Here is a 23,920-nt window from a genome sequence, read left to right as displayed (position 1 = left end):
TGGCTGTTGCCGTAGCTGCCGTTGTTCCACGATTCCGTACGCCGTCCGGGATATGAAACGGTGGTTGCCCCGGCGGACTTGGGCGCTACGATCCATGTCCATGACAGATATGGCAGGCAGTGGTTACGCACCCCTCCTGCTGGTGATCCGTCGCCACGTCGACTGCTGTCGGCAGTCCAGCGCACTGTGTCGCTGACGTAACCGGCCCCGCCCTCAGCCGGGCAGCTGTTCCCCCCTCGCGGCCCTTGCCGCCGCCCTCCTCGCCGACCGCTTGCGGTCCGTACCGCGCGGACGTCGTTCCGTGCCGGGCCCGCCCCTGCCGTTCCCGGCTAGGGGAGAGACGGAGGGCGGCCGAGGGCGCCGTTTCTCCGGCTCCGTATGCCGGCCTCTTCCCGGCCGGCCCGCGCGTCACTCGCCCGATTGGACATCGCCATGCCGCGTCTTCCCTTGTTCCCGCGCGCCGCCGTGCTCGGTGCCGCCGCCCTGCTCGCGGTGGGGTCCGCGTTCCCGGCGCAGGCCGCCACCGCCTTCGATCCGCTCCCGCCGCACAACCCGTACGCCGGGCCCCAGGGCACCGCGACCATGCACGGCGACACCGGCTCGTCCGACGCCACGCCGCTGGCGGGCCCGGACGCGGGACCGCTGACCTCCCAGCGCGTCGCCCTGCAGTCGGCCTGCCCGACCGTCCTGGTCGGCGCCGACGGATACCCGGTGGCGCTGTGCACGCCGATCCTCGGCCAGGTCCCCACCGTGCACCTGCTCGACCCCGCGACCGGCGACTCGCTGGCCCAGCTGAAGATCGCGAAGGGCTCGCTGCTCGGCGGGGTCTACGCGTACCTCGACCACCAGGACCGGCTGGTCGCGGTGGACGGCGACCGCACCCTGCTGCGCATCGCCCACCGCCGGACCGCCTCCGGCGGCTGGGAGTTGTACGTCGCCGGTTCGCTCCCGCTGACCTCCGCCGTACCGGAGGGGGACGCGGTCACCGGCATCTCGCCGGACTGGCGGGGCCGCGTCTGGTTCGCCACCGGCAGCGGCGTCGTGGGCACCGCCGACGACCGCACGGGCGCCGTCCACGCCCTGACGCTTCCCGCGGGGGAACGCGTCGACAACTCCATCTCGACGGCCCCCGCCGGCACGGCCGTCGCGACCACCCAGGCCACCTACCTGCTCACGGCCGGGGATGACGGCGTCCCCCTCGTCGCCTGGCGGCGACCCTACGACCGCGGGCCCGCGCGCAAGCCCGGCCAGCTCAGCTGGGGCACCGGCTCCACCCCGACGTTCTTCGGCCCCCGCACCGGCACCGACTACCTCACCGTCGTGGACAACGCCGCCCCCACCGAGAACCTGCTCGTCTACCGCACGGACACCGGTGCCCAGGTGTGCTCCGTCCCCGTCCTCCGGTCCGGCGGCAGCGGCAGCGAGAACTCCCCGGTCGGCGCGGGCAACTCCGTCTTCGTCGCCAGCACCTACGGATACCCCTACCCCGCGCTCCCCGACGACGCGGGCCCGTCCACCCCGGCCTCCGCAGGCTTCGAGGGCGGCCTCAGCCGCGTCGACGTGCGCGCGGACGGCTCCGGCTGCGACCTGAAGTGGGACACCGAGGTCCGCTCGGCGGCGGTACCCCGGCTGTCCACCTCGGACGGCCTGCTCCGCACCGTCGTCCGCGCCCCCGCCCTCCCCTTCACGGACACCACCTCGATCCTCGACTCGTTCTTCTACGCCGAGATCGACCCCGCGACCGGCAAGACCGTCCGCACCCACTACCTCGGCACGAGCGCCCTCTACGACACCCTCCAGATGGTCGGCTCCATCGCCCCCGGCGGCGTGATCTACCAGGGCACGATCACGGGCGTCCTGCGCATCAGCAACGGGTGAGGGCCAGGGTGGCTTCCCTCAGGCACGGGAGAGCAGCGCCGCGCTCACGCATACGACGGCCGGCAGCAGCATGAGTACGGCGCCGTGCACGCATCGGTTCTTTGTGTGGGCGATACGGCTGGTCCCCGTCAGGGCGCGGAAGAGACGAGGGTGTGGATCCGTGCTGGTCCGGAAGAGCCGGGACGGCAGTTCCGCGTATCTTTCGGCGCGGACCACATCGTCGTAGTAGGCGAGGGAGCGGGAGTTCCTTGCACTCCTCCGGCCGTGGCGGGGGAGCAGGGCCGTCAGCACCAGAAGCAGGGCTGCGGTCGTGCTGACCGTCGCGGCCCACCACAGCGGCAGGGGGCCGAAGGTGCCGGGCGTGCGGCAGACCAGAAGCAGGCCGAGCAGTGACCCTCCGGTGGCGAGCAGGACAGCGGCCTTGCCGTCCGCCCGCCCTATCTCGATGTGGTTCTGGGCGATCAGTTCACGCGACAGCTCCAACACGTCTTCCGGCCCGGACGAGCCGCGTCGGAAAACGTGTTGGCGCCGGCCGGTCACCGGAAGTCCTCGTACAGATCGCCCGCGTCGTCCGGCCTTTGGGGGGCGCTGATCCGACGCAGTACCTCGTCTCCCTGCGGCACTCCCACGTCACTGAGGACACGGGCCAGGTTGACGCCGACGAAGCCTCGATCCTCGGGGGTCAGCGCCCGAAGCGTCGTGGCGAGGGTGTGCTCCCAGCTGTTCGGGTCGGACAGGAGGTTGCGGTGGTCCACCGTCCAGTCCAGCACCTCGCGCGCCTGTTCCGGCTGGTGCAGGAGCCAGAGGGCCGCGAGCCCAACGGGGCCGCCGGCGACCACCTCCCGGTAGAAGCGGTACGCCTCGCGGTGCGCCTCGCCGAAGCCTGCGGGGAGGAGGGGATCGCCGTCGCTGCCAGGGGTGGGCCGGAGCGCGGCCGGCGGGTCCAGGAGCCAGTAGGTGAGGCCCCAGTCGTCGATCACCCGGGCCTGACCGGGCGGAACGACCTCGGTCGTGCCGAGGTGGGGTGGTGGCTTGCGCAAGGGGTCGGGGGCGCCGGGCAGGGTCGCGTTGGCGCTGATGTGATCGGCCACCAGTTGGCGGGCGTGTTCCTTGGTGAGCCGGTTCCGTGCCGCGAGGACCGGGTTGCTGATCCTCCAGGCGATCCCGTAGCGGGCGGGGGACTTCGGGGGACGTCGCGGGATGTCGACCGACATACGCTGCTCGGCGAGCGAGACCCAGACGATCTCGTAGAAGTCGCCCTGCCGCACTGCCCGCACAGTCGGGCGCGGGTATCCCCAGTAGTCGCCGCTCCGGGGTGGCACCATCCTGTCCTCCCCGTCGTCCGAGAGGAAGACCAGGGCCCTGTCGTCCGAGGCCCCGAGCCGGTGACGGATCACCTGCCAGGCGGGCGAGGAGTCGAGAGGTGTGATGAGACGGCCGGTCATGAGGCGAACCCTTCTGCCGACGGGTACGTTCGTGCGCGGTGGCGGCGCAGGAAGAAGCGGAGTACGCCGCGGTGGCTCCGAGCAACGTCGGAGAGTGTCCTGAGCAGGCGGGGAAAGGCGGTCCGCTGACGCAGGGCCGGGTCGTCCTCGATCAGGAACAGGCCCGCCACGACGGCTTCGTGAGTGGCCGGGTCGTCCAGCGCGGTGACGACGAGATCGACGGTCCGCCCGAAATGCTCGGTGAGCAGATCAGCGAGACGGAGCCGGTGATGGCCGGGCGCGCCGGCCACAGGGAAGGTCGTACGACTCATCGAGTTGATGATGTGTACGGCCATCGTGTGCTGCTGGGTGCCCGGCCCCGCCATCTGCCATGACCGCAGACGGTCGAGGACTGGAGGCTGGCCGGCCTTCTCGGACACAAGGACGCTGAGGGCGAAGGAGACCGAGGCGCGCAGTCCGGCGTGCTCGGTCTCCGTGTCCGGCCTGCTGAGGACCGTGTCCAGGAGTTTCAGGGCGAAGGCGGGGCGGGCCAGACCGTACTTGCCGGCGCAGGTCTCGGCCACGGTGCAGCGGAGCGGGACGGAGGCGGACCGGCTCCACCGGCCCAATTGCTCCCTGACCGCGCCGGTCAGGGGCGGGTGCTCGACCATCTCTCCGAGCGCATAGGCCACCAAACGGCGGCGCCAGCGCCTCTCCGACTCGGCGAAGGGTTTCAGCTGGCGCAGAGTGCTCGGGCCCGTCGCGTGTGTCAGGGCTCTCCCGATCGCCCGACCCGCCGCGAGTTCGATGCCGGGGCGGTGAGGAGTCTCGTCCAGGGCTTTCCAGAGCAGCGGATACATGCCCTCGTACTCCAGCCACAAGCAGCGGAGCAGAGCCTCGGACCGGTGTCGGCCGGAGAAGACGACGGGCTGGACAGTGCAGAGCGGCGCCGCCCCGAACCGTGGCGGGGCGAGCCGGGCACCGACGGCTTCCAGCCGATCACTCAGAGCCGGGCCGAGCAGGTCACGTTGTCCGTGCGGTTCTGGCGCGCCCGACAGCGGTGGCCCGGCGCGTTCGGTGATGAGAGGGCGCAGAACGCCGCTGAACTCCTCGACGACTGTCCGGTCCTGCCCGTCCAGCAGCGAGATCGCCGCCATCAGAGAGATCCGGTCCGCCTGGTGACGGGATTCCGAGAGTGCCTTGTGCGCTGCGGCGGAGCTGCCGGCCTGCAGTTCGGTGAGCACGGATGCGACCGGTCTGTCCGCTGCGACAAGGTCCCGCAGCCCGTCGGCCACGTCGACGGCTTCTCCGGGCAGTGGGTGAGCATGGAGATGCCCGGTGAAAGCTGCCGAAGCGAGGTGAACCAGGGCTTCGGCGAGAAGTTCCTCGGTGAGGTCGCCTGCCCGAGCCATGGTTTGGAGGCGCTCGGCGGCCACGTCTGCTGCCGGTGGCGGGTAATGGGTGACTTGCCAGGGCGAGGTGTCGTGAGGGAGTGGCACCTCGGCCCGTACTGTGATGACCAGATGCGCGTTCGCCCGGAGCAGCAGACCGGCCAGCCCGGTGAGCACGACCTCGCCGAGCACACTCGTCAGTTCGGGCGCCAGCCCCTGGAGCAGGTAGCCGCGCGGCTCCTTGGGGCGCCAGCGGGAGAGGTCGTCCGAGGCGTCCAGACCGGTGATGCCCCCGGCCCCGTGGCGTTCCGCCAGCAGTGCGAACGCGGTGGTGCTCGCACCGGTGCCACGACCGGCCCGCAGCACGAGGATGCGGTTGTCGAGTGCCTTCCGGCAGCGAGCGTACGCCGGAGGCTCGACGAATCCACGTAAGCGCTCCAGGACATCGTGCGCGGGATACGGGCCCTCTCTCAGCCGGGGGGTGAAGATCTCGTTCGTGGCTGCGTCGTCGAACCGGCCGCCGTTGATCACGGTGAAGTGGTCGCCGACGGTGCCCATGACAGCCACACCCTGCTCCACCTGCTGCTGGTTGTCGCGGTAGACCCCGGCCGAGCCCGGCCGGCTGCCGGCGTCCGGTTCCTCCGGACCGGCAGGGGTTCCGGCGTCAGCGCTCACCGGTCGCCCCCGGATGTTCCGGTTCGCTTGTCGCCCGCCACGTTGTCGCCGCTGCCCCAGTGCTGATTGGTGCCGCGGTACGAGGTGGAGGGGCCGGTGTAGGTGAAGTCTCCGCCGATGTTCCCCATGACGGCGGCTCCTTCGCTCACCCGCTGTGTGTTTCCGCTGTAGTGCGTGTGCGGACCGGTCTCCCGGCCGCTGTCCGGATCTGCCGATGCCTCGGCCCGCTCCCCGAACTCCTCCCGGGGCCGTACACCGGCATCCAGGAGGTTCCCGGACGGCGACGGGACGTAGAGCCACGCCCGCTGCGCGAAGTTCTTCCCCTCGACCGTGGCCGGGACCTCCACACAACGGTCGGGGTGCAGCCCCGTGTACGCACCGAGGACCGCGTCCTCGTAGACGCGCTGCGAGATGATCGCAACCACGTGAGTGATCTCTTCGCTGGCTGCTGCCAGGATGGCCTTGACCGGCCTGGAGTCCAACAGCCGGTGCGTGTCGTTGCGGGCCGTGCCATTGCCGTCGTCGGGAAGCCCCGCGTCCGGCAACGGCCCTACGTGGACGCTGGCCCGGAGCCTGATCCGCGGACCGACGCTCTGCCTGTTGTACGCGCCGAGAGTCTCGTCGAGCACGCCCAGGAACGGCCAGAGGACGAAGGGCAGCAACGCCGGGTCGAAGCCGAACACCACTCCGTCCCCCGTGTTGGCCGGAAATCGCTTGGAGTCACGCAGCTCCTGGAGATCGGCGCGCTCCAGCGCCTGGTCCACGAGTTCGGGAATCAGCTGGCTCACCGGGCCGTGCTGCAAGGCGGGAAGTCCGGTGAAGTCCTTCGCGTCGACGGCGAACAGTGCCTGATAGGGCGGCAACCGCCGACTCTTGGCGTACGGGGTGGGCAGGGTCGTGGACATCCGTGATCTCCTCGCTGACGGTCGGACGGGGAGCCGTTCTCCGGCTGATTCGAGCTTCTGCCGGTCGGGTCCGTCCGACTGCACAGCGCAGGGCGTTCAGGAGGTGGCGCCCGTCACAGGGATGTCTGCGGGGTGCTCAGCGCCCAATCCCTCAGCACCTGCATGTTCTTGATGACGATCACTCTCCGGGATGTCTCCACCGCGCCGGCCTCGCGTAGCCGCTGCAACCCTGTGATCACCGCGTTGCGGGTCACGCCGATGGCCTGGGCGATCTCCTCCTGGCTCAGGCCCGTCAGCCGTACGGCGTCGGCGGCGGTGTCGAACGCGCTGAGTTCGACCAGCCGCAGAAGGGAGCGCGCGAGCCTGACGACCAGCGGCAGGGTCAGCAGTTCGGTGCGGTGTATGTCGGACTCGCGCAGCCGGGAGAGGGCCTGCCGCATCAGGTCCATGACGAGCCCGCGCTCCTCGACGAACCGGCGAAACCGCTCCGCCTCAAGGACGACGGCTGTGCAGGGCGTGAGCGCGACCACTTCGGCGGTCCGCAGGGTGCGGTGGAAGACGGAGACCTCACCGAGCAGGTCTCCTGGCCCCCGGAAGGCCAGCCAGGTCACCACCCCGTTCGGCTCTCTTCGCACGACCTTGCTCAGGCCTCCGGTGAGGGCGAGTAGATGGGTGCCCACCGATCCCTGCCTCAGCATCACACTGCGCTCCCGGAACGTATGGGGCGTCCCCTGACTCCGCAGCTCGTGCCATGCCTCCGCCGACAACACCGGTTCCCCCTCCCGGACGGCTTCCTCGTTCCGTCCCACGAGTTCTACGTGGCTAAGGTCTGCCCTCGCCGGAAGTCCGTTGATTCTGGCCGGTATTGATTCCATTGCCTTCGCAATCCGAGGGCTCGCGGGGGCACTTGGACGTCGCGAGATGTGCGTGTGCCGGGATAACCGCGCCTGTGCGCCCTGTTGGAAGTGGCGAGGAGGTCCCATCATTCTGCGGGGCGACGGACCGGCCACTTCGGTCCATCGCAATGCAGACTTCGGAGGTGAACCGATGGATGTTGACCGCCACTGGGAGAGCGTATTCGCGGCAGGGATAGCCCGTACCTACGAGGCGGGGCAGCCCATGATCCTTAAGGGCAATCAGAAGGGAAAGGTTTTGCGGGTGTTCGAGGGGTGGGCTCTGGTCACCGATCCGCACGCGGACGGTTCGAGTACGTTCCTCGAACTCCGTGGACGCGGACAGCTTCTCGGGGAGACCTCGGTCCTCTCCGGTGAGCCGTGCAACGCCAACGTGACTGCCGTCTGCCGAACCGTCGTGCGTTCCGTCGCGGGCGACCGGTTTCTCGCTGCGGCCACGGCGCACCGGGACGTCCAGATCGGCATGATCCTGCATGCCCAGGAACGGCATCGGACCGCCAATATGCGGGCGGGCCTGCGCCGCTTCGGTGTGGTGTGCGGGCTCAGTCGGCTCCTCCTCGACCTAGCCCGCACGGCCGGCGCACCGCTGGTGGCCGGCATCCCGCAGAAGGTTCTGGCCGAGGCCCTGGGCGTCACGCCCCGGACACTGCACGACGCGGTCGCCGACCTGGTGGGGCGAGGTGCCCTGTCGGCGCGCTGGCCGGTCATCGACATCAAGGCAGAGGCCGTGCTGAGGGAGCTGGCCCGCAGCGAGGAGTGAAAGGCATGACCCGCTCCCGGCACAGCGGAAATTTTTCCGCACGCAAGGGCTGCCGACTGTCGATAGTGGTTCTGCCGCACACCATTCGGACGCATCCTGGAGAGGAACTCCGCCATGCCCGAACCGTTTCGGTCACCCCTGCCCGAAAGTCATCCTCTGCCGCCGTTCCACGGCCTGATGGCGGTGGACGTCAAGGATTCGACGCGCCTGCCGTCCCGCGAGCATGCCCGGCTCAGCAGGACCCTCACGGAAATCGTTCACCAGGGTCTCGAACTGGCCGGGCTGAAGGAAATGCCCCGCGAGTTCGAGAACCATTCGGGGGACGGCCTTGCTTTCGGGTTCGACCCGTCCCGGGTCCCGCATGTCATCAGCCCGTTCGCCGACGTACTGAATACGCTTCTGCAGGAACACAACGCCGGCTCCGGCCCGCGCCTCAGGCTGCGGATGAGCCTGCACATCGGCCCGGTGCCCCGCAGCCCGGGGCTGCCCGGTGACGGCAACGCCGCCCCTCTCAGCGAGACTCACCGCCTCCTGGATTCCGTGCCCGCTCGGGAATGGCTCGCCCGCGCGAACGCGGACGCCACGCCCCTTGTCCTGATCGTCTCGGACACCGTCTACCGCAGGGTGGTGGTCGACGGGTACTGCGCTCTTCCGGCCGCCCGTTTCGCCGAGGTCCATGCCGAGGTCCCGGGGAAGGGCTTCGCCCAGACGGCGTGGATCTACGTGCCGTCGCCGTCCGGGGACCTGTTGGCGCGCTCGGACGCGGGGGCGCGCCCGGATCACGAGGAGGCTGCCGGGAAGACCCCCGAACCCGCACCGGCTTCGCCGCGACAGGGCGGAACGCGCCTGCAGTTCGTGGAGTCCGGCGTCGCCGTCATGGACTGCACCATGGGCGACTTCCACCATCAGGCGGAGTCCCGGCACAGTCCGGACCGCCGTTCGTGAGCACCCCATCGGACCGTCCCGGGAACACCCACTCGCCTGGCCCCGGGGGACAGTACGTGGGCTGGGGCGCCGCTCTCTACGGAACGACGGCCCAGCACATCTGGATCAGCAACACGTCCTTCCATCCGTCCGAGCCGCACCTGTGCGCTTCTCCCGCAGAGCCTGGGTCGCAGGACCTCCGCCTGCTCAAGGTCCTGATGCGGCTGGAGAGCCTGCTCATCCGCCTCGCCGTACTCGCCGAGAGCGCTCACACCACTGCTGACCACCTCGCGGCCCTCCTGCGGTCCGATGGGGGCGCGCCGACACCGTCCGGCCGTCGCTCCTCCGGCGAGCCGGGCCTCGAACGACCCAGGAGGGGCGCGTGACCCTGTTGCCGTACAACAGCCTGTTCGACAACGTCGATGTCCACGTCGAGACCCACATGGACCCCGACGGCGCCCGTACGGGGGGCCCCGGCACGGCCCGCACGTTGCGGGAACTGCGGGCGCTGGTGCATGGCCCGTTGCGTCACGACGAGGAGGCCCGGAGGGTCTGGGGGGACGTCATGAGGGGGGCGGCCAAGGATCCGGACTCCGGTGGCTCCTCGGTCCTCCTGCTCATCTGGTTCGCGGCCCCGAGGCTCCGTCGTGCCGTGCGCCGTATTTCCTGGCGCCTCTCCGCCAACAGGTCCGATCTCGAAGCCGAGTCCGTGCTGGGTCTGCTCGAAGCCGTGCACGTGGTGGACCCGCTGGCCGCCGACGCCGGCGAGACGCTGATGCGTGCCGCCGCCCGGCGTGCGTGGGCGTTTGCCCGCACGCCCCTTCCGGGGCGCCCCGCCCCGGACCTCGAAGCTCTGCCGCGGCTTCCCGTGTTGCCCTCCGACAGCAGCTTCGAACCCTCCTACGTCGTGCACCTCACGCCTCCGGACCGCGCCGAAGGGCTTGCCGCACCGATCCGCTTCTCCGCTTCCAAAGAGCGGATCGAGGGAGAGCGTCTCGGCGCACTGGCGGAAGGACTGGGGCTGCGGGATGTGGTACTCCGCGCCCGTCGCCCTCGCCCCGGACGTCGTATCGGCACCCTGGCCCTTCACCCCACAGGAGCCCGCAATGAGCTATAGCCCTGACCGAGCCCTCACCTTCGCGGAGGCGTTCAACCTTCCGCTGAGCGTTGACCTGCGGACCGCGGCCCGGGCCTTCGCCGTGTGCCCCGCCACCGCGTACCGGCTGATCCACCTGGACGACTTCCCCTGCCGCGTACTGCGCCTAGGGCACCAGTACCGCATTCCGACCGCCTCGCTCATGCGGGCTCTGGGTGTGGAGAACCTGCCTGTCTACGCCGCGGACATCGAGGCCGGCGCCGAGGCGGCCGCCTCGGCGGGCCATGACCCTTACGAGTGGGAGGACGGCCAGTGAGCACAGCGACCGACGCAGTCTCGGACGACCTGCAGGGGCCCGATGTGCCCCGGTGCTTCGTCATCGGCCCCATCGGTGACAAGTTCGCGGAGCGCGGCACCGAGGCCCGGCGCGTGTACGAGGAGTCGCTGCGCGTGTACGACGAGGTCGTCCGCGCGGCCTGCCAGGAGCACCAGTTGGTCCCGCTGCGCGCCGACGCCATCGCGGACACCGGAGAGATCACCGACCAGATCCACAAACGGCTCGAGACGGACGACATCGTGATCGCCGATGTCAGCGCCGGCAACGCCAATGTGATGTACGAACTGGGCTATCGCAACGGGACGGGAAAGCCGGTGATCCTCATCGGCGAAAGCGGACGCCTGCCCTTCGACATCGCCCAGATGAGGACCATCCGCTTCCGGCGTACAGAGTCCAGCCTGCACGAGGCCCGGGACCAGCTCAGCCGCGTTCTCGGCGAGGGGCTTGCCCGAGGATTCCGCGCCGTTGCCCGCACCGGGGCGGCGGTCGTCCGTCAGGCGGCGATCGAGGGCGAGGGCGAGGGGGAGGACGAGGACGACGCGCCGGGCGTCGTCGACCGCCTGGCGCAGGCAGAGGAGGAGATGGAGCACGTCGTCCGGGACATCGAAGCCATGGGTGAGGCGCTCCACAGGATGGCGGCGGTGGCAGAGGAGCACACATCCGAGATGATCGGCGCTACGGAGGGCCAGGTCCCTGCGAGTGTGCGTCTCGCGGCCATCGGAAGACTCGCGAAGGCCGTCGCGGAGCCAGCGGCTGCCTTGAGGTCGAGCAGCGAGGCATTCTCCAAGCGGATGCTGGTCGTCGAGGGCGGCATGCACGCACTGCTGGACATGGTCGAGTCCACGCCCTCGGCGGAACGTGACGAGGACAGTGCCCACTTCTTCCGGCAGATCATCGAATTGGCGGAGACCACCAGGGAGAGCACCACCCATGTCGTCGGCTTCGGAACAGTGATGAAGACGGTCACCGGCTATTCGCGCCTGCTCCGCGACCCGGGCCGAGACGTCGCCGCGGCGGTGCGCACGGTCACGTCGGTCGTCCCCCGGATCGAGGCCCTGGAAAGCCGCGCCAAGGCCCTTCTCGCGGACGCCCCCACCTTTTCGATCAAGGGTGAGGGCACGACGGAGGTCTCTTCACCTCCCCCGCCGTCACTCACCCCTGACGGCTTCGTGACCCACCGGCCGTCGAGGGATCAGGCATCCGCCTGAGCGAGACGACGAACGTCGAAGGCCCCCGCAGCGAACTGCGGGGGCCTTCGACGTATTGCCCGGTGAGAGCAATGGCGGAGGATACGAGATTCGAACTCGTGAGGGGTTGCCCCCAACACGCTTTCCAAGCGTGCGCCCTAGGCCACTAGGCGAATCCTCCGCCGCAAACAATACAAGACGTTGAGGAGTGCTCGCGAACCCGTTCCCCGGGGAGGGGTCGAGGCGGGGGACGAGGTGGACTTGTGGGGGTGGGGATCGGCTAAGGTGGGCGTCAGCCCCTCACGTGGCGCTATCTGACTGAACTCCCCCAGGGCCGGAAGGCAGCAAGGGTAGGTTGGCTCTGGCGGGTGCGTGGGGGGCCCTTGCGTTTCCGGGTGGTGCGGGTCACGGGCGGGGCCGGTTGTCAGTGCGCCCCGATAACCTCGTAGGTGTGTCGTCCCTTGCGCTGTACCGCCGCTACCGCCCCGAGTCGTTCGCCGAGGTCATCGGTCAGGAGCATGTCACTGACCCGCTCCAGCAGGCCCTGCGGAACAACCGGGTCAATCACGCGTACCTGTTCAGCGGCCCGCGAGGCTGCGGCAAGACGACGAGTGCGCGCATCCTGGCCCGCTGCCTGAACTGCGAGCAGGGGCCCACGCCGACGCCCTGCGGGGAGTGCCAGTCCTGCCGTGACCTGGCGCGCAACGGGCCGGGGTCCATCGATGTGATCGAGATCGACGCCGCTTCGCACGGTGGCGTGGACGACGCCCGTGATCTGCGGGAGAAGGCGTTCTTCGGACCGGCGTCCAGTCGTTACAAGATCTACATCATCGACGAGGCGCACATGGTGACGTCGGCGGGGTTCAACGCCCTGCTGAAGGTGGTGGAGGAGCCACCGGAGCACCTGAAGTTCATCTTCGCGACCACGGAGCCCGAGAAGGTCATCGGGACCATTCGGTCGCGTACGCACCACTATCCGTTCCGCCTCGTCCCCCCCGGGACCCTGCGCGACTACCTCGCCGAGGTCTGCGGCCGGGAGAACAGCCACGTGGACGACGGTGTCCTGCCGCTCGTCGTGCGCGCGGGGGCCGGGTCCGTGCGTGACTCGATGTCCGTCATGGACCAGCTCCTCGCCGGTGCGGGCGACGAGGGTGTGACGTACGCCATGGCGACGGCACTGCTCGGTTATACGGACGGCTCGCTGCTCGACTCGATCGTGGACGCCTTCGCGGCGGGCGACGGGGCCGCGGCCTTCGAGGTCGTGGACCGGGTCGTCGAGGGCGGCAACGACCCGCGCCGGTTCGTCGCCGACCTGCTGGAGCGGCTGCGCGACCTGGTGATCCTGGCCGCCGTGCCGGACGCCGGCGAGAAGGGGCTGATCGACGCGCCCGACGATGTCGTGGAGCGGATGCAGGCCCAGGCGTCCGTGTTCGGGGCCGCCGAGCTGAGCCGCGCCGCCGACCTGGTCAACGAGGGGCTCACGGAGATGCGCGGCGCCACCTCGCCTCGCCTCCAGGTCGAGCTCATCTGCGCCCGGGTCCTGCTGCCCGCGGCCTTCGACGACGAGCGCTCCATGCAGGCCCGGCTGGACCGGCTGGAGCGGGGCGCCTCCTTCGCCACCACCGGCCCCGGCCCCGCCATGGGCTACGTGCCCGGCCCCGAGGCCCTCGCCCACGCACCGGTCCCGCCCGCCCCCCAGCCGGACGCCGGTCCCGCCGCCACCCGCGCCGCCGTCCGGGGAGACGCGCAGCCCCCGGCCGCGCCCCAGACCCCGCCCCCCGCCCCCGTACAGGCGCCGCCGCCCGCGGAGGCCCCCGCCGCCGGACAGCGGCCCGGTGCCTGGCCCGCCGCGGCCGCCCCGGACCAGGGGCGCCGCCCCGGTGGCTGGCCCACCGCAGCGGCACCCGGCCGGACCCCGGTCCCGGCTGCGGCGCCGCAGCCGAGCGCCCCGGCCGCGCCCCCAGGGCCCGGGGCGCCCGAGACCGCTCCGGGCATGGCGCAGGGCGCCGGCCAGGTGCGCAACATGTGGCCCGACATCCTGGAGGCGGTGAAGAACCGCCGACGTTTCACGTGGATCCTTCTCAGCCAGAACGCCCAGGTGACCGGGTTCGACGGCAGCACGCTGCAAATCGGCTTCCTCAACGCGGGCGCGCGGGACAACTTCACGAGCAGCGGCAGTGAGGACGTGCTGCGGCAGGCGCTGGCGGAGCAGTTCAACGCCCAGTGGAAGATCGAGGCGATCGTCGACCCGTCGGGCGGCGCCGGACAGCCCCCGCAGCCCCCGTCCGGCGGCGGCCAGCGCCCGTACAGCCCGCCGCCCGCCGCGCCGCGCCCCGCCGCTCCCGCACCGCAGCCGTACGAGCGGCCCGCCGCGCCCGAACCGGCACCGGCCCCCGCGCCCGCTCCGCAGCAGCAGGGCCCCGGCTCCGGCTCCCCGGCAGGGCCGCCGTCCGCCTCCTACGCGGCTCCCGAGGCGCCGAAGCCGGTCGCCCCCGAGGACGACATCCCGGAGGCCGACGACCCCGACCTGGTCGACTCCGCCCTCTCCGGGCACGAGCTGATCGTCCGCGAGCTGGGCGCCACGGTGGTCGAGGAGTTCAACAACGAGTAAGCGGGCCGCCCCCCTGTCCACGGACCGGCGGCCGTCAAGGGCGCCGCGCCCCGGCGGCTAGGCTGCACCCCGTGAAGGTCCTCGTCATCGGCGGCGGCGCCCGCGAACACGCCCTGTGCCGCTCTCTGTCCCTCGACCCCGACGTCACCGATCTGTACTGCGCCCCCGGCAACGCCGGCATCGCAGAGGTGGCCGAACTGCACCCCGTCGACGCCCTCGACGGTGCCGCCGTCGCGCGCCTCGCCGCAACGCTGGGCGCCGGGCTGGTGGTCGTCGGCCCGGAGGCGCCGCTCGTCGCCGGTGTCGCCGACTCGGTGCGCGCCGCAGGCATTCCGTGCTTCGGCCCGTCCGGTGCCGCCGCGCAGCTGGAGGGCTCGAAGGCGTTCGCCAAGGACGTCATGGCCGGGGCGGGCGTGCCCACCGCCCGCAGCTACGTGTGCACCACGCCCGCCGAGATCGACAGCGCCCTCGACGCGTTCGGCGCCCCGTACGTGGTCAAGGACGACGGTCTGGCCGCGGGCAAGGGCGTCGTCGTGACCGAGGACGTCGAGGTGGCCCGCGCCCACGCGCTGGCCTGCGACCGGGTGGTCATCGAGGAGTTCCTGGACGGCCCCGAGGTGAGCCTCTTCGCGATCACCGACGGCACCACCGTGCTGCCGCTCCAGCCCGCCCAGGACTTCAAGCGCGCCCTCGACGGCGACGAGGGCCCGAACACCGGCGGCATGGGCGCGTACTCCCCCCTGCCGTGGGCCGACCCCAAGCTGGTCGACGAGGTCATGGAAACGGTGCTCCAGCCGACCGTGGACGAGCTGCGCAGGCGCGGTACGCCCTTCTCGGGGCTGCTGTACGCGGGCCTCGCGATCACCTCGCGCGGGGTGCGGGTCATCGAGTTCAACGCCCGGTTCGGCGACCCGGAGACCCAGGTCGTCCTGGCGCGCCTGAGGACACCGCTCGCCGGTGTGCTGCTCGGAGCCGCCGAAGGCACCCTGGACCAGCTGCCGCCCCTGGCATGGCGCGACGAGGCGGCCGTCACCGTGGTCATCGCCTCGCACAACTACCCGGGCACCCCGCGCACGGGCGACCCGATCGAAGGGCTGGACGAGGTCGCGGCGCAGGACGCGCCGCACGCGTACGTGCTGCACGCCGGGACCAAGCGCGAGGGCGAAGCGATCGTCAGCGCGGGCGGCCGCGTGCTGTCCGTGACGGCGACGGCCGACGACCTCGCGGGCGCCCGCGAGCGCGCCTACGCGGCGGCGGCGCGGATCCGGCTCGACGGCTCCCAGCTCCGTACGGACATCGCCAAGAAGGCCGCGGAGGACGCGGCGGCCGCCGGAGCCTGAGCCGGACGCGCGATGGGCTCCGCCCGTACCCCGCTGACCCTCCGCACCTCAACACCTTTGACCAAAGCCATTCCATCGAGTGACGGCTGAGCCATCCGGATGACGCCCGCCGCACCCCCAACTAGGGTGCGGCGCAAGCGTTCCGGCACTTGGCCCACCGGCATTGCGATGTCGGTGGCGGGTGCCACAGTGGGGGAGTGAGCAACACCGCTGTGGGGGCAGAGGGGGTGAGGTCCAGCCGTGTCCGGTACCGGTACGGGTGAGGAGCCGGGTGCGCGGGCAGCGCGGGCCCGGGCGCTCGACCTGCTGCGCATTCGCGGCAGGGCGACGGCGGTCGCGCTGCTGCCCGCCGCGCTGGCCGTGGTGCTGTTCGCCGCGGGCGCGCGTGGATTCGCGGACGGCGGCGGCTGGGACGCGGCGCGCTGGGCCGTGGCGGTCTGCGCGGTCGTGGTGCTGCTGGTCGCGGGCGCCGTCGCGCTCGCGGTCGTACGGGCGAAGCCGGCGGTCAGTCCGACCGTCCCGCTGAGCGAATCGGCGGCGCCCGACCTCTACCGCCTGGTCCGCGAGCTGGCGGACCGGCTCGATGTGCCCGCGCCCTCGGCCATAGCCCTCACTCCCGACTGCGACAGCTGGCTGGAGGACCGCTCCCACCCGGCAGCCGGAGGCCCGGCCCGGCAGACGGAGACGGCCCCCGTGCTGGTCATCGGGTCGCCCTTCCTGTGGTGGATGCGGGTCGCCGAGCTGCGGGCCCTGCTCGCCCCGGTCGTGGCGGGCACCAGCGCGTCCGCCCAGCCCGACATAGCCGCCGCCCGGCGCTTCGTCCGGGGCCTGGACGGGGCGGTCGCCGACGCCGCCGTCCCCGCCCGGGGGCCGGTGCGCCGGGCCCTTCGGCTGCCGCGCCGCTTCGTCGGGCGGATCGCCCGGATACTGCTGCGCAGCTGTCGCGGTCACGCCGCGGAGATGGAGCGGGGGGTCGCCGCCGCCGCGTCGTCGCGCGCCCGGGACGTGGACTACGGGCTGCGGATCGTCGCGCAGGAGCAGGTGGGCCTCGCCTACGCCGGCTGGGACCGGCTGCTGACCCGGGTCGCGCTGCCCGCCTGGCGGATGGGCCGCTGGCCCGTGCGGCTGGACGCGGGCGTCGTCGCCGCGCTCACCGAGCTCTCCCGCCGCGACCGGCTGGCCGAGGGGTACGCCTCCCGGCTCGGCGAGCGGCCCGCCTGCGACCTCCTGGAGCAGCCGGGGGCGGCCGACGAGGCGGCGTCCCTGCTGGCGGCCCGGCTCTTCCACGGCGGGCCCGCCGAGACCGGCCCGGACTGGTCCCCGGTGGACTGGCAGCAGTATCCGGACGAGGTGGTCGACCGGAAGTGGCGCTCGGAGGCGGCCCGGCTGCACCGTGTCCTGGACGCCATGGGTGTCCCGGCCGCCGTCGTCGTCGGCGGGGTGCCCACGCTGGACCGCGTGGTCGAGCACCTGGAGGCGGGGGAGACCGGCGGCGAGGAGCTGGCGGCCGGGATCAGCGCCGCCGTGGCCCGCGAGGAGGCGGAGGCGGAGGAGCGGGCGCGGGCGGCGGCGCCCGGCGACCTGGCCGCCCCCGGTCCCGTCGCCGGTGACGACCTCCTCGCTCTCTGGGGCCCCGACCCGCTGCCGCTCTTCCCGCTCCAGCCGCCCCGTACAGGCACCGAGCTGCTCGCCGACCACGTCGCGGCCATGGTCTGCTGCGCCGCCGTGGACACAGCGGGCGCCGCGCCCGGCCTCGACTGGCTCGACGGACCCACGCTGCTGGTCGACGGCGAGCGCCGCGCGGACCTCGGCAGCCCCGTCCTCAGCCTGATCGAGGACGGCGACGCCGGACCGCTGCGGTCCTGGCTCGCTTCGGTCGGCGTACGCACCGACAAGCCCGTCCGTCTCGTCTGAAACAGGGCCCCCGCCGACGCGGGAGGCAGCGGACGGGATGGCCGAGAACAACCGCATAACCGGAGCAGCAGCTTCCGTTAACGTCAATTCACGACGAACGGTGACGGAGTGCGTGCGTTATGTGATGTGCTGGGGAACGGCGCTGACTGACGGCGCACCACTGTTGATCCGGGGGCCTGAGGGAGGGGGAGCGTGATGGGGGCGGAACAGATCCGTCGGTGGGAATCGGGTGCCCTGGCGCATGCCGTGACCGACCCTTTCGGCCAGGGCCCGCTGCCCTGGCTGCGCGGCAGCGAGAACTACTTCGACGACACCGGCCAGGTCGTGCCCTGGTACGCGGACCCGACCCTGTCCGGCGGCGGCACGCGCACCGCCGACGATGTGCGTCGGCAGATCAAGGGCTTCACCTCCACAGGCGCCGCGGCCCCCGGTGAGGCGATCGACTTCCACATCACGGTGGACCCGCCGCAGCAGTTCTCCGTGGACGTCTACCGGATCGGCCACTACGGGGGCGACGGCGCCTCCAAGATCACCACGAGCCCCCGTCTCTCGGGCATCGTCCAGCCGGCCCCCCTCACCGCCGACCGCACGGTCTCCTGCCACCACTGGTGGCTGTCCTGGCGGCTGCAGATCCCCAGCTACTGGTCGCTCGGGGCGTATGTCGCCGTGCTCACCACGCTCGACGGCTACCGCTCCCACATCCCGTTCACGATCCGCGACAACCACCCGGCGGACCTGCTGCTCGTCCTCCCGGACGTCACCTGGCAGGCGTACAACCTCTATCCGGAGGACGGCCGGACCGGCGCGAGCCTCTACCACGCCTGGGACGAGGAGGGCGGGCTGCTGGGGGAGGAGGACGCCGCGGTCACCGTCTCCTTCGACCGCCCCTACGCGGGCGCGGGACTCCCGCTGCACGTCGGGCACGCGTACGACTTCATCCGCTGGGCCGAGCGCTACGGCTACGACCTCGCCTACGCCGACACCCGCGACCTGCACGCGGGCCGGATCGACCCCACGCGCTACCGGGGCCTGGTCTTCCCGGGCCACGACGAGTACTGGTCGGTGCCGATGCGCCGCGCCGCCGAGCGCGCCCGCGAGCACGGCACCTCCCTGGTCTACCTCTCCGCCAACACCATGTACTGGCAGGTCAGCCTGGGGCCTTCCGCATCCGGGGTGCCCGACCGGCTGCTCACCTGCCGCAAGCGCCGAGGGCCCGGCAAGCCCGCGCTCTGGCGCGAGATCGACCGCCCGGAGCAGCAGTTGCTCGGCATCCAGTACGCGGGCCGGGTCCCCGAGCCCCACCCCCTGGTCGTGCGGAACGCGGAGCACTGGCTGTGGGACGCGACGGGCGCCGGGGAGGGCGACGAGATCGAGGGCCTGGTGGCGGGCGAGGCCGACCGCTACTTCCCGCGCACCACGCTGCCGGAGCACGACAACCGCATCCTGCTCGCCCACTCCCCGTACCAGGACAGCGAGGGCGTGATGCGGCACCAGGAGACCTCGTTGTACCGGGCCCCTTCCGGCGCGCTGGTCTTCGCCTCGGGCACCTTCGCCTGGTCCCCGGCCCTGGACCGCCCCGGCCATGTGGACCCCCGCATCCAGAAGGCGACCGCCAACCTCCTCGACCGGATCTGCAAGCGCGCCTGACCTGAGGACGCCCCCCCGCTTCCCCACCCACCCGGACGGCACCCCTCCGCAGCCGGGCGTTCCCGGATACGGGACAATCGGAACGGTTCTTGGAACAACGTACGCGGAGGCAGCGTGTCCGGATTCGTAGAAAAGCCCGAGCCGGTGCAGGTGCCGGGGCTGACCCACCTGCACACCGGCAAGGTGCGCGACCTGTACCGGAACGAGGCCGGTGACCTCGTCATGGTCGCCAGCGACCGGATGTCCGCGTACGACTGGGTGCTGCCGACCGAGATCCCGGACAAGGGCCGCGTCCTGACCCGCCTCTCGATGTGGTGGTTCGACCAGCTCGCCGACCTCGTGCCGAACCACGTCCTGTCGACCGAGGTGCCCGCCGGGGCCCCCGCCGACTGGGAGGGCCGCACGATGATCTGCAAGTCGCTGCGCATGGTCCCGGTCGAGTGCGTCGCCCGTGGCTACCTGGCGGGCTCCGGCCTGGTCGAGTACAACGCCTCGCGCACCGTCTGCGGCATCGGGCTCCCCGACGGCCTGGTCGACGGCTCCGAGCTGCCGGGCGCGATCTTCACCCCCGCCACCAAGGCCGCCGTCGGTGACCACGACGAGAACGTGAGTTACGAGGAGGTGGCCCGCCAGGTCGGCACGGAGACCGCCGTCGCGCTGCGCCGGACCACCCTGGACGTCTACGGCCGGGCCCGCGACATCGCCCGCGAGCGCGGGATCATCCTCGCGGACACGAAGTTCGAGTTCGGCTACGCGCCCACCGCCGACGGCGGCGAGGAACTGATCATCGCCGACGAGGTCCTGACCCCGGACTCCTCCCGCTTCTGGCCGGCCGCCTCCTGGGAGCCGGGCCACGCCCAGCCGTCGTACGACAAGCAGTTCGTGCGCGACTGGCTGACCTCCGCCGCCTCCGGCTGGGACCGCAAGAGCGAGCAGCCTCCGCCGCCGCTGCCCCAGGAGATCGTGGACGCGACCCGCGCCAAGTACATCGAGGCGTACGAACTCCTCACAGGCACGCCCTGGCAGTAGCGCCACACGAAGAAGCCCCCGGCCGAAAGGCCGGGGGCTTCTTCTCATCGGAGCGGACGACCAGGTTCGAACTGGCGACCTCAACCTTGGCAAGGTTGCGCTCTACCAACTGAGCTACGTCCGCAAGCGCCGAAGCGCGACACCCACTATACCCAACCCCGCTCGCGTGCGAGACGCACTGCCGCGTGGCGGTTGTCCGCACCCAGCTTCGACGCGGCCGCCGAGAGGTAGTTCCGTACGGTGCCCTGCGAGAGCGAGGCCCGCTCGGCGATCTCCGAGACCGGCGCCCCGTCGACGGCGAGCTCCAGCACCTCGGTCTCGCGCACGGTCAGCGGCGAGTCCCCGGCGGCGATGGCATCGGCAGCCAACTCCGGGTCCACGTAACGGTTTCCCGCCTGCACGGTACGGATGATGCCTGCCAGCTGGCGGGCGCTCACGGTCTTGGGCACGAAGCCCCGCACGCCCGCCGCGAGGGCCCGCTTGAGATGGCCGGGCCGACCGTGGCTGGTCACGATCATGGTCCGGCAGTCCGGCAGCTCGGCCCGCAGCGATGTGGCCACGCTCACACCGTCGGCCCCGGGCATCTCCAGGTCGAGCACCGCGACATCCGGGCGGTGGGCGCGTGCCATGGCAAGCGCCTCCGGACCCGTCGCCGCCTCCGCGACCACCACCAGGTCCTCTTCCAGCGCCAGGAGGGCGGCGAGCGCGCCCCGGATCAGATGCTCGTCATCGGCGAGCAGCACCCGTACCGCGGTCATCTCATTCCTCCACGAGGCCGGATCCCGGCCGCACTGTCAGGCCCGGGGCCACCATGGCCGCGGGACGCAGGACCAAGGGCGCGTGGCGTGCCGCCGGGACCGCCGCCAGCGGGATCGTCGCCGTCAGCCGGAACAGGCCGCCCTTCGCCGGGCCCGCCTCCAGCGAGCCGTCCAGTGCGGCGAGCCGTTCCCGGAGGCCGGCCAGTCCGGAGCCCGGCCCGTCCGAGGCGGGCGGGGGCGCGGCCCCGGTGGGCGTCGCGCCGTCGTTCTCCACGTGGAGCACCACGGAGTCGGCGGCGACCTCCACCCGGACCAGGCAGTGGCGCGGGTCGCCGTGGCGCAGCACGTTGGTGGCCGCCTCCCGGACGACCCAGCCGAGCGCCGACTGCACGGGCGCCGGCAGCTGCTCGCCGCTGTCGCCGGTCACCGCGCACTCGATACCGGCGGCGCTCAACACGCCCTGCGCACCGGCCAGTTCCGTGCTCAGATTCGCTTCGCGGTAGCCGCGCACGACATCGCGTACTTCCTGTTGCGAGGCGCGCGCTATCCGCTGCACCTCGACCATCTGGTCCACCGCCTCCGGCCTGCCGCGCTGGGCGAGCTCCACCGCCAGCTCGCTCTTGAGCGCGATCACCGCGAGGTTGCGGCCGAGCACGTCATGCATGTCCCGGCCGAACCGCAGCCGTTCCTCCGCCACGGCGAGCCTGGCCTGTATGCCCCGGGCCCGGTCGGCCTGCCACATGACGCTCATGCTCCAGGCGCTGGGCCGGACCGAGATCAGGACCAGCACGCAGCCGAAGAGGCTGCAGGGCACCACTCCGGCCAGGGTGCCGCCCCGGACGCCGGCCACCGCGAGGGCGCTGGTGACCACGGCCGTGAGGCAGAGCGACTCGATCAGGAAGCGGCGGACCGGCACCAGGAGCACCCGCGTGATCACAAGAGCCATCGGCGCGTTCAGCGTCATGAGGAGCAGCCCCGAACCCTTGACGCCGTCCACTCCGGCCAGAGCCGCCAACAGCCCGACGGTCACGACGAGAAGCGCCAAGGGGACCAGCAGGCGCCGCCCCGGGAAGACGGAGAGGCCCAGGTAGTGCTCGTAGGAAGCGTGCAGGTTGCGGTTGCTCAGCAGGCACTGCGCGAGGCTCATCAGGAGCAGTGCCAGACCGAGGGCCAGCGGAAGCGGTTCGTGGCGGATGTCCTGGTGGAAGGGCGCCCCCTGCCAGGCCAGGGCGAAGAGCCAGGGGATGCAGGAGATGGTGAACCGCGAATACAGGTCGATCCGCTCCATCTTGCTGCGCTCCTGCCAGCTGCGGCGCCAGCTCCGTACGCGCATCACGGCCCAATCTCCTTGTCAGCGGCGGGGGTCCCAGCGGAACCACCGCTGCACAGCAAACACGCCCAGTGCCGTCCAGGCCAGCCCGGTCAATGCGGCGCCGAGCAGGTCGGTGCCCTCGGGGCCGCCGAACCAGCCGGCCCGGACCAGGGTCATCACACCGGTCAGCGGCAGGTACGCGCAGACCGCCGCGAGCCGGTCGGGGAATATGTCCAGGGGGATGAAGAGGCCCGAGCCCATCATCGAGACGAGGAAGAGCGGCAGCGTCGTCAGCTGGGCGGTCTGCACGGTGCGGGTGATCACGGAGGTGACCGCGGCCAGGCCCGTCAGCAGCACCACTCCCAACAGCAGCCCCGCCACCAGCAGTTCCGGACGCTTCGGTGCGCCGAGGTCGAAGAAGGCCGTACCGGCGCCGATGATCACCGCGCTCTGCGCCAGGGCGAGGGCGCCGGCCGGAAGGGCGGTCCCGGCCAGGATCTCCCCGTCGGTGACCTCGCCGGTGCGCAGCCGCTTCAGGACCAGCTCCTCGCGCCGGGCGACGTAGGCGGCGACCAGGTTCATGTAGACGGCCTGGACGAGCACCGTCCCGACGCCGCCCATCAGGGCCGCTCCGGCGACGGTGAGGCCGGTCCCGTCGAGGTCGACCTTCTCGAACGCCGACTTCATCGCCATGATCATGGCTACCGGCATGAGGAGGGCGACGAAGACCGCCGCCCTGTTCCGGGCGAGCAGTGACAACTCGGCCCGGCCGAGGGCCGCCAGTCGGCTCACGGCCGTCGTGCGGGCGGGGCCGGCGGCGGGGGTGGTCGCGGTGGTCATGGGACGGGCACCTCTTCGGTTTCGGCGGCGGACTTCGCGATGTCGAGGAACGCCTCTTCGAGCGAGGCGGAGCGGGCGTCGAGCCCGTGGAGCCGGACGTCCGCGTCGGCGGCCCAGCGGAGCAGTTCGGCCAGGGTGTCCTGGAGCTGGTGCGTCCGTATCTCGATCCTGGGGCCCTCGGCGGCGGCGCGGAGCTCCAGGGGCAGCCGCGCCGCAGGAACGCCTTCGGGCAGTTCGAAGCGGATGCGGGCGGGGCGGGCGGCCGTCACCTCGGCCGTGGTGCCGGCGGTCACGATGCGGCCGCGGTGCATGATCGCCAGCCGGTCCGCGAGGGCTTCCGCCTCCTCCAGGTAGTGCGTGGTGAGCAGCACGGTGGTGCCGTCCTCCCGGAGCCGGCGCACCAGCGCCCAGGTGTCGCGGCGGCCCTCCGCGTCGAGACCGGTGGTCGGCTCGTCGAGGAAGAGCACCTCGGGCCGGCCGAGCAGCGCCAGCGCCAGGTCGAGCCGCCGCCGCTCACCGCCGGAGAGCTGCTTGACCCGGACACGGGCGCGGTGGCCGAGCCCGACCAGCTCCAGGGCCTCGCCGGTGGGCCGGGCGCCGCTGGTGCAGCCCGCCCACATCCGGACCGTCTCGGTGACCGACAAATCGGATGGGAAGCCGCCCTCCTGGAGCATCACGCCTATCCGCGGGCGGACCCGCGCGCGCTCGCCGAAGGGGTCGTGGCCCAGCACCCGGACCGTGCCGCCGTCGGGCCGGGCCAGGCCCTCCAGGAGCTCGACGGTGGAGGTCTTGCCGGCCCCGTTCGTACCGAGGAGGGCGAAGAGTTCGCCGCGGGCCACGGAGAAGGAGACGCCGGACACGGCCTCGAAGCCGCCGGCGTAGCTGCGCCGGACGTCTTCCGCCCGGATCACGCACTCACGGGACATGTCGTCGCTGGTCATGTCTTCAGGTTTCCGTCCGCGCCGGACCGGGGGCAGT

General features: G+C 71.8%; 21 protein-coding genes, 2 tRNA genes and 1 other RNA gene. 13 read left to right on the top strand and 11 right to left on the bottom strand.

Annotated elements, in window-relative coordinates; genetic code table 11:
* The first annotated feature begins 432 nt into the window (after positions 1-432).
* Positions 433-1,878, top strand: coding sequence for a hypothetical protein (locus ACZ6C6_RS26130; protein ID WP_469205836.1), 1,446 nt, complete (start codon positions 433-435; stop codon positions 1,876-1,878).
* A gap of 18 nt (positions 1,879-1,896) precedes the next feature.
* Here ACZ6C6_RS26130 and ACZ6C6_RS26125 read toward each other — a convergent pair whose 3' ends face one another.
* From ACZ6C6_RS26125 to ACZ6C6_RS26105, 5 genes are all read right to left on the bottom strand, one after another.
* Positions 1,897-2,364: a Pycsar system effector family protein gene (locus ACZ6C6_RS26125; protein ID WP_469205834.1), complete on the bottom strand. Its 468-nt coding sequence runs from the start codon at positions 2,362-2,364 to the stop codon at positions 1,897-1,899.
* Between the two features lie 50 nt (positions 2,365-2,414).
* A complete protein-coding gene (locus tag ACZ6C6_RS26120) occupies positions 2,415-3,323 on the bottom strand; it encodes a hypothetical protein (RefSeq protein WP_469205832.1) in 909 nt (302 codons plus the stop codon).
* Positions 3,320-5,368, bottom strand: coding sequence for a hypothetical protein (locus ACZ6C6_RS26115; protein ID WP_469205830.1), 2,049 nt, complete (start codon positions 5,366-5,368; stop codon positions 3,320-3,322). The genes ACZ6C6_RS26120 and ACZ6C6_RS26115 overlap by 4 nt, the downstream gene beginning before the upstream one ends.
* A complete protein-coding gene (locus ACZ6C6_RS26110; RefSeq protein ID WP_469205829.1) occupies positions 5,365-6,273 on the bottom strand; it encodes a hypothetical protein in 909 nt (302 codons plus the stop codon). The genes ACZ6C6_RS26115 and ACZ6C6_RS26110 overlap by 4 nt, the downstream gene beginning before the upstream one ends.
* Before the next feature lie 113 nt (positions 6,274-6,386).
* Complete coding sequence (locus ACZ6C6_RS26105) at positions 6,387-7,043, bottom strand: Crp/Fnr family transcriptional regulator (protein WP_469206139.1); 657 nt, start codon at positions 7,041-7,043, stop codon at positions 6,387-6,389.
* 277 nt (positions 7,044-7,320) lie between these two features.
* Here ACZ6C6_RS26105 and ACZ6C6_RS26100 point away from each other — a divergent pair, with 277 nt between their 5' ends.
* The 6 genes from ACZ6C6_RS26100 to ACZ6C6_RS26075 all read left to right on the top strand — a co-directional run bounded on the left by ACZ6C6_RS26100 (position 7,321) and on the right by ACZ6C6_RS26075 (position 11,512).
* Entirely contained in the window at positions 7,321-7,947 is a 627-nt protein-coding gene (locus ACZ6C6_RS26100; RefSeq protein ID WP_469205827.1) for a Crp/Fnr family transcriptional regulator, read from the top strand.
* A 114-nt stretch (positions 7,948-8,061) separates the two neighbouring features.
* Positions 8,062-8,892 (top strand): hypothetical protein, encoded by an 831-nt coding sequence (locus ACZ6C6_RS26095; RefSeq protein ID WP_469205825.1) that lies wholly within the window; start codon positions 8,062-8,064, stop codon positions 8,890-8,892.
* Positions 8,889-9,257 carry a hypothetical protein gene (locus tag ACZ6C6_RS26090; RefSeq protein WP_469205823.1) on the top strand — a complete coding sequence of 123 codons (369 nt, stop codon included), beginning with the start codon at positions 8,889-8,891 and terminating at the stop codon, positions 9,255-9,257. Before ACZ6C6_RS26095 ends, ACZ6C6_RS26090 begins: the two co-directional genes overlap by 4 nt.
* Complete coding sequence (locus tag ACZ6C6_RS26085) at positions 9,254-9,988, top strand: hypothetical protein (RefSeq protein WP_469205821.1); 735 nt, start codon at positions 9,254-9,256, stop codon at positions 9,986-9,988. The genes ACZ6C6_RS26090 and ACZ6C6_RS26085 overlap by 4 nt, the downstream gene beginning before the upstream one ends.
* On the top strand, positions 9,978-10,283 hold the full coding sequence (locus ACZ6C6_RS26080; RefSeq protein ID WP_469205820.1) for a DNA-binding protein: 306 nt from the start codon (positions 9,978-9,980) through the stop codon (positions 10,281-10,283). Before ACZ6C6_RS26085 ends, ACZ6C6_RS26080 begins: the two co-directional genes overlap by 11 nt.
* Positions 10,280-11,512: a hypothetical protein gene (locus ACZ6C6_RS26075; RefSeq protein ID WP_469205818.1), complete on the top strand. Its 1,233-nt coding sequence runs from the start codon at positions 10,280-10,282 to the stop codon at positions 11,510-11,512. The genes ACZ6C6_RS26080 and ACZ6C6_RS26075 overlap by 4 nt, the downstream gene beginning before the upstream one ends.
* 72 nt (positions 11,513-11,584) lie before the next feature.
* Here the strand turns inward: ACZ6C6_RS26075 and ACZ6C6_RS26070 are convergent.
* Positions 11,585-11,672: transfer RNA gene (locus ACZ6C6_RS26070), tRNA-Ser, on the bottom strand.
* Between the two features lie 111 nt (positions 11,673-11,783).
* Here ACZ6C6_RS26070 and ffs point away from each other — a divergent pair.
* The 6 genes from ffs (at position 11,784) to ACZ6C6_RS26040 (ending at position 20,032) form a co-directional block, all read left to right on the top strand.
* An RNA gene (ffs, locus tag ACZ6C6_RS26065) (signal recognition particle sRNA small type) lies at positions 11,784-11,878 on the top strand.
* A 64-nt stretch (positions 11,879-11,942) separates the two neighbouring features.
* Complete coding sequence (locus ACZ6C6_RS26060; RefSeq protein ID WP_469205816.1) at positions 11,943-14,102, top strand: DNA polymerase III subunit gamma and tau; 2,160 nt, start codon at positions 11,943-11,945, stop codon at positions 14,100-14,102.
* 71 nt (positions 14,103-14,173) lie between these two features.
* Positions 14,174-15,442, top strand: a complete 1,269-nt coding sequence (purD, locus tag ACZ6C6_RS26055) for a phosphoribosylamine--glycine ligase (RefSeq protein WP_469205814.1) — start codon at positions 14,174-14,176, stop codon at positions 15,440-15,442.
* A gap of 240 nt (positions 15,443-15,682) precedes the next feature.
* On the top strand, positions 15,683-17,356 hold the full coding sequence (locus ACZ6C6_RS26050) for a hypothetical protein (protein WP_469205812.1): 1,674 nt from the start codon (positions 15,683-15,685) through the stop codon (positions 17,354-17,356).
* 195 nt (positions 17,357-17,551) lie between these two features.
* Complete coding sequence (locus ACZ6C6_RS26045) at positions 17,552-19,003, top strand: N,N-dimethylformamidase beta subunit family domain-containing protein (protein WP_469206136.1); 1,452 nt, start codon at positions 17,552-17,554, stop codon at positions 19,001-19,003.
* A 114-nt stretch (positions 19,004-19,117) separates the two neighbouring features.
* Positions 19,118-20,032, top strand: a complete 915-nt coding sequence (locus ACZ6C6_RS26040) for a phosphoribosylaminoimidazolesuccinocarboxamide synthase (protein ID WP_469205810.1) — start codon at positions 19,118-19,120, stop codon at positions 20,030-20,032.
* A gap of 51 nt (positions 20,033-20,083) precedes the next feature.
* Here ACZ6C6_RS26040 and ACZ6C6_RS26035 read toward each other — a convergent pair.
* From ACZ6C6_RS26035 to ACZ6C6_RS26015, 5 genes are all read right to left on the bottom strand, one after another.
* Positions 20,084-20,156 (bottom strand) — tRNA-Gly (locus tag ACZ6C6_RS26035).
* Between the two features lie 22 nt (positions 20,157-20,178).
* Positions 20,179-20,790: a response regulator gene (locus tag ACZ6C6_RS26030; protein ID WP_469205808.1), complete on the bottom strand. Its 612-nt coding sequence runs from the start codon at positions 20,788-20,790 to the stop codon at positions 20,179-20,181.
* A 1-nt stretch (position 20,791) separates the two neighbouring features.
* The gene (locus ACZ6C6_RS26025) at positions 20,792-22,123 is read right to left on the bottom strand and encodes a sensor histidine kinase (RefSeq protein ID WP_469206134.1); all 1,332 of its coding nucleotides are present in this window, start codon (positions 22,121-22,123) and stop codon (positions 20,792-20,794) included.
* Between the two features lie 18 nt (positions 22,124-22,141).
* On the bottom strand, positions 22,142-22,942 hold the full coding sequence (locus ACZ6C6_RS26020; RefSeq protein WP_469205806.1) for an ABC transporter permease: 801 nt from the start codon (positions 22,940-22,942) through the stop codon (positions 22,142-22,144).
* Positions 22,939-23,883, bottom strand: coding sequence for an ABC transporter ATP-binding protein (locus ACZ6C6_RS26015; protein ID WP_469205804.1), 945 nt, complete (start codon positions 23,881-23,883; stop codon positions 22,939-22,941). Before ACZ6C6_RS26015 ends, ACZ6C6_RS26020 begins: the two co-directional genes overlap by 4 nt.
* Positions 23,884-23,920: the final 37 nt, after the last annotated feature.

The organism is Streptomyces sp. NPDC041814, from assembly GCF_055590565.1.
This window is presented reverse-complemented; position numbering and strand designations above follow the sequence as displayed.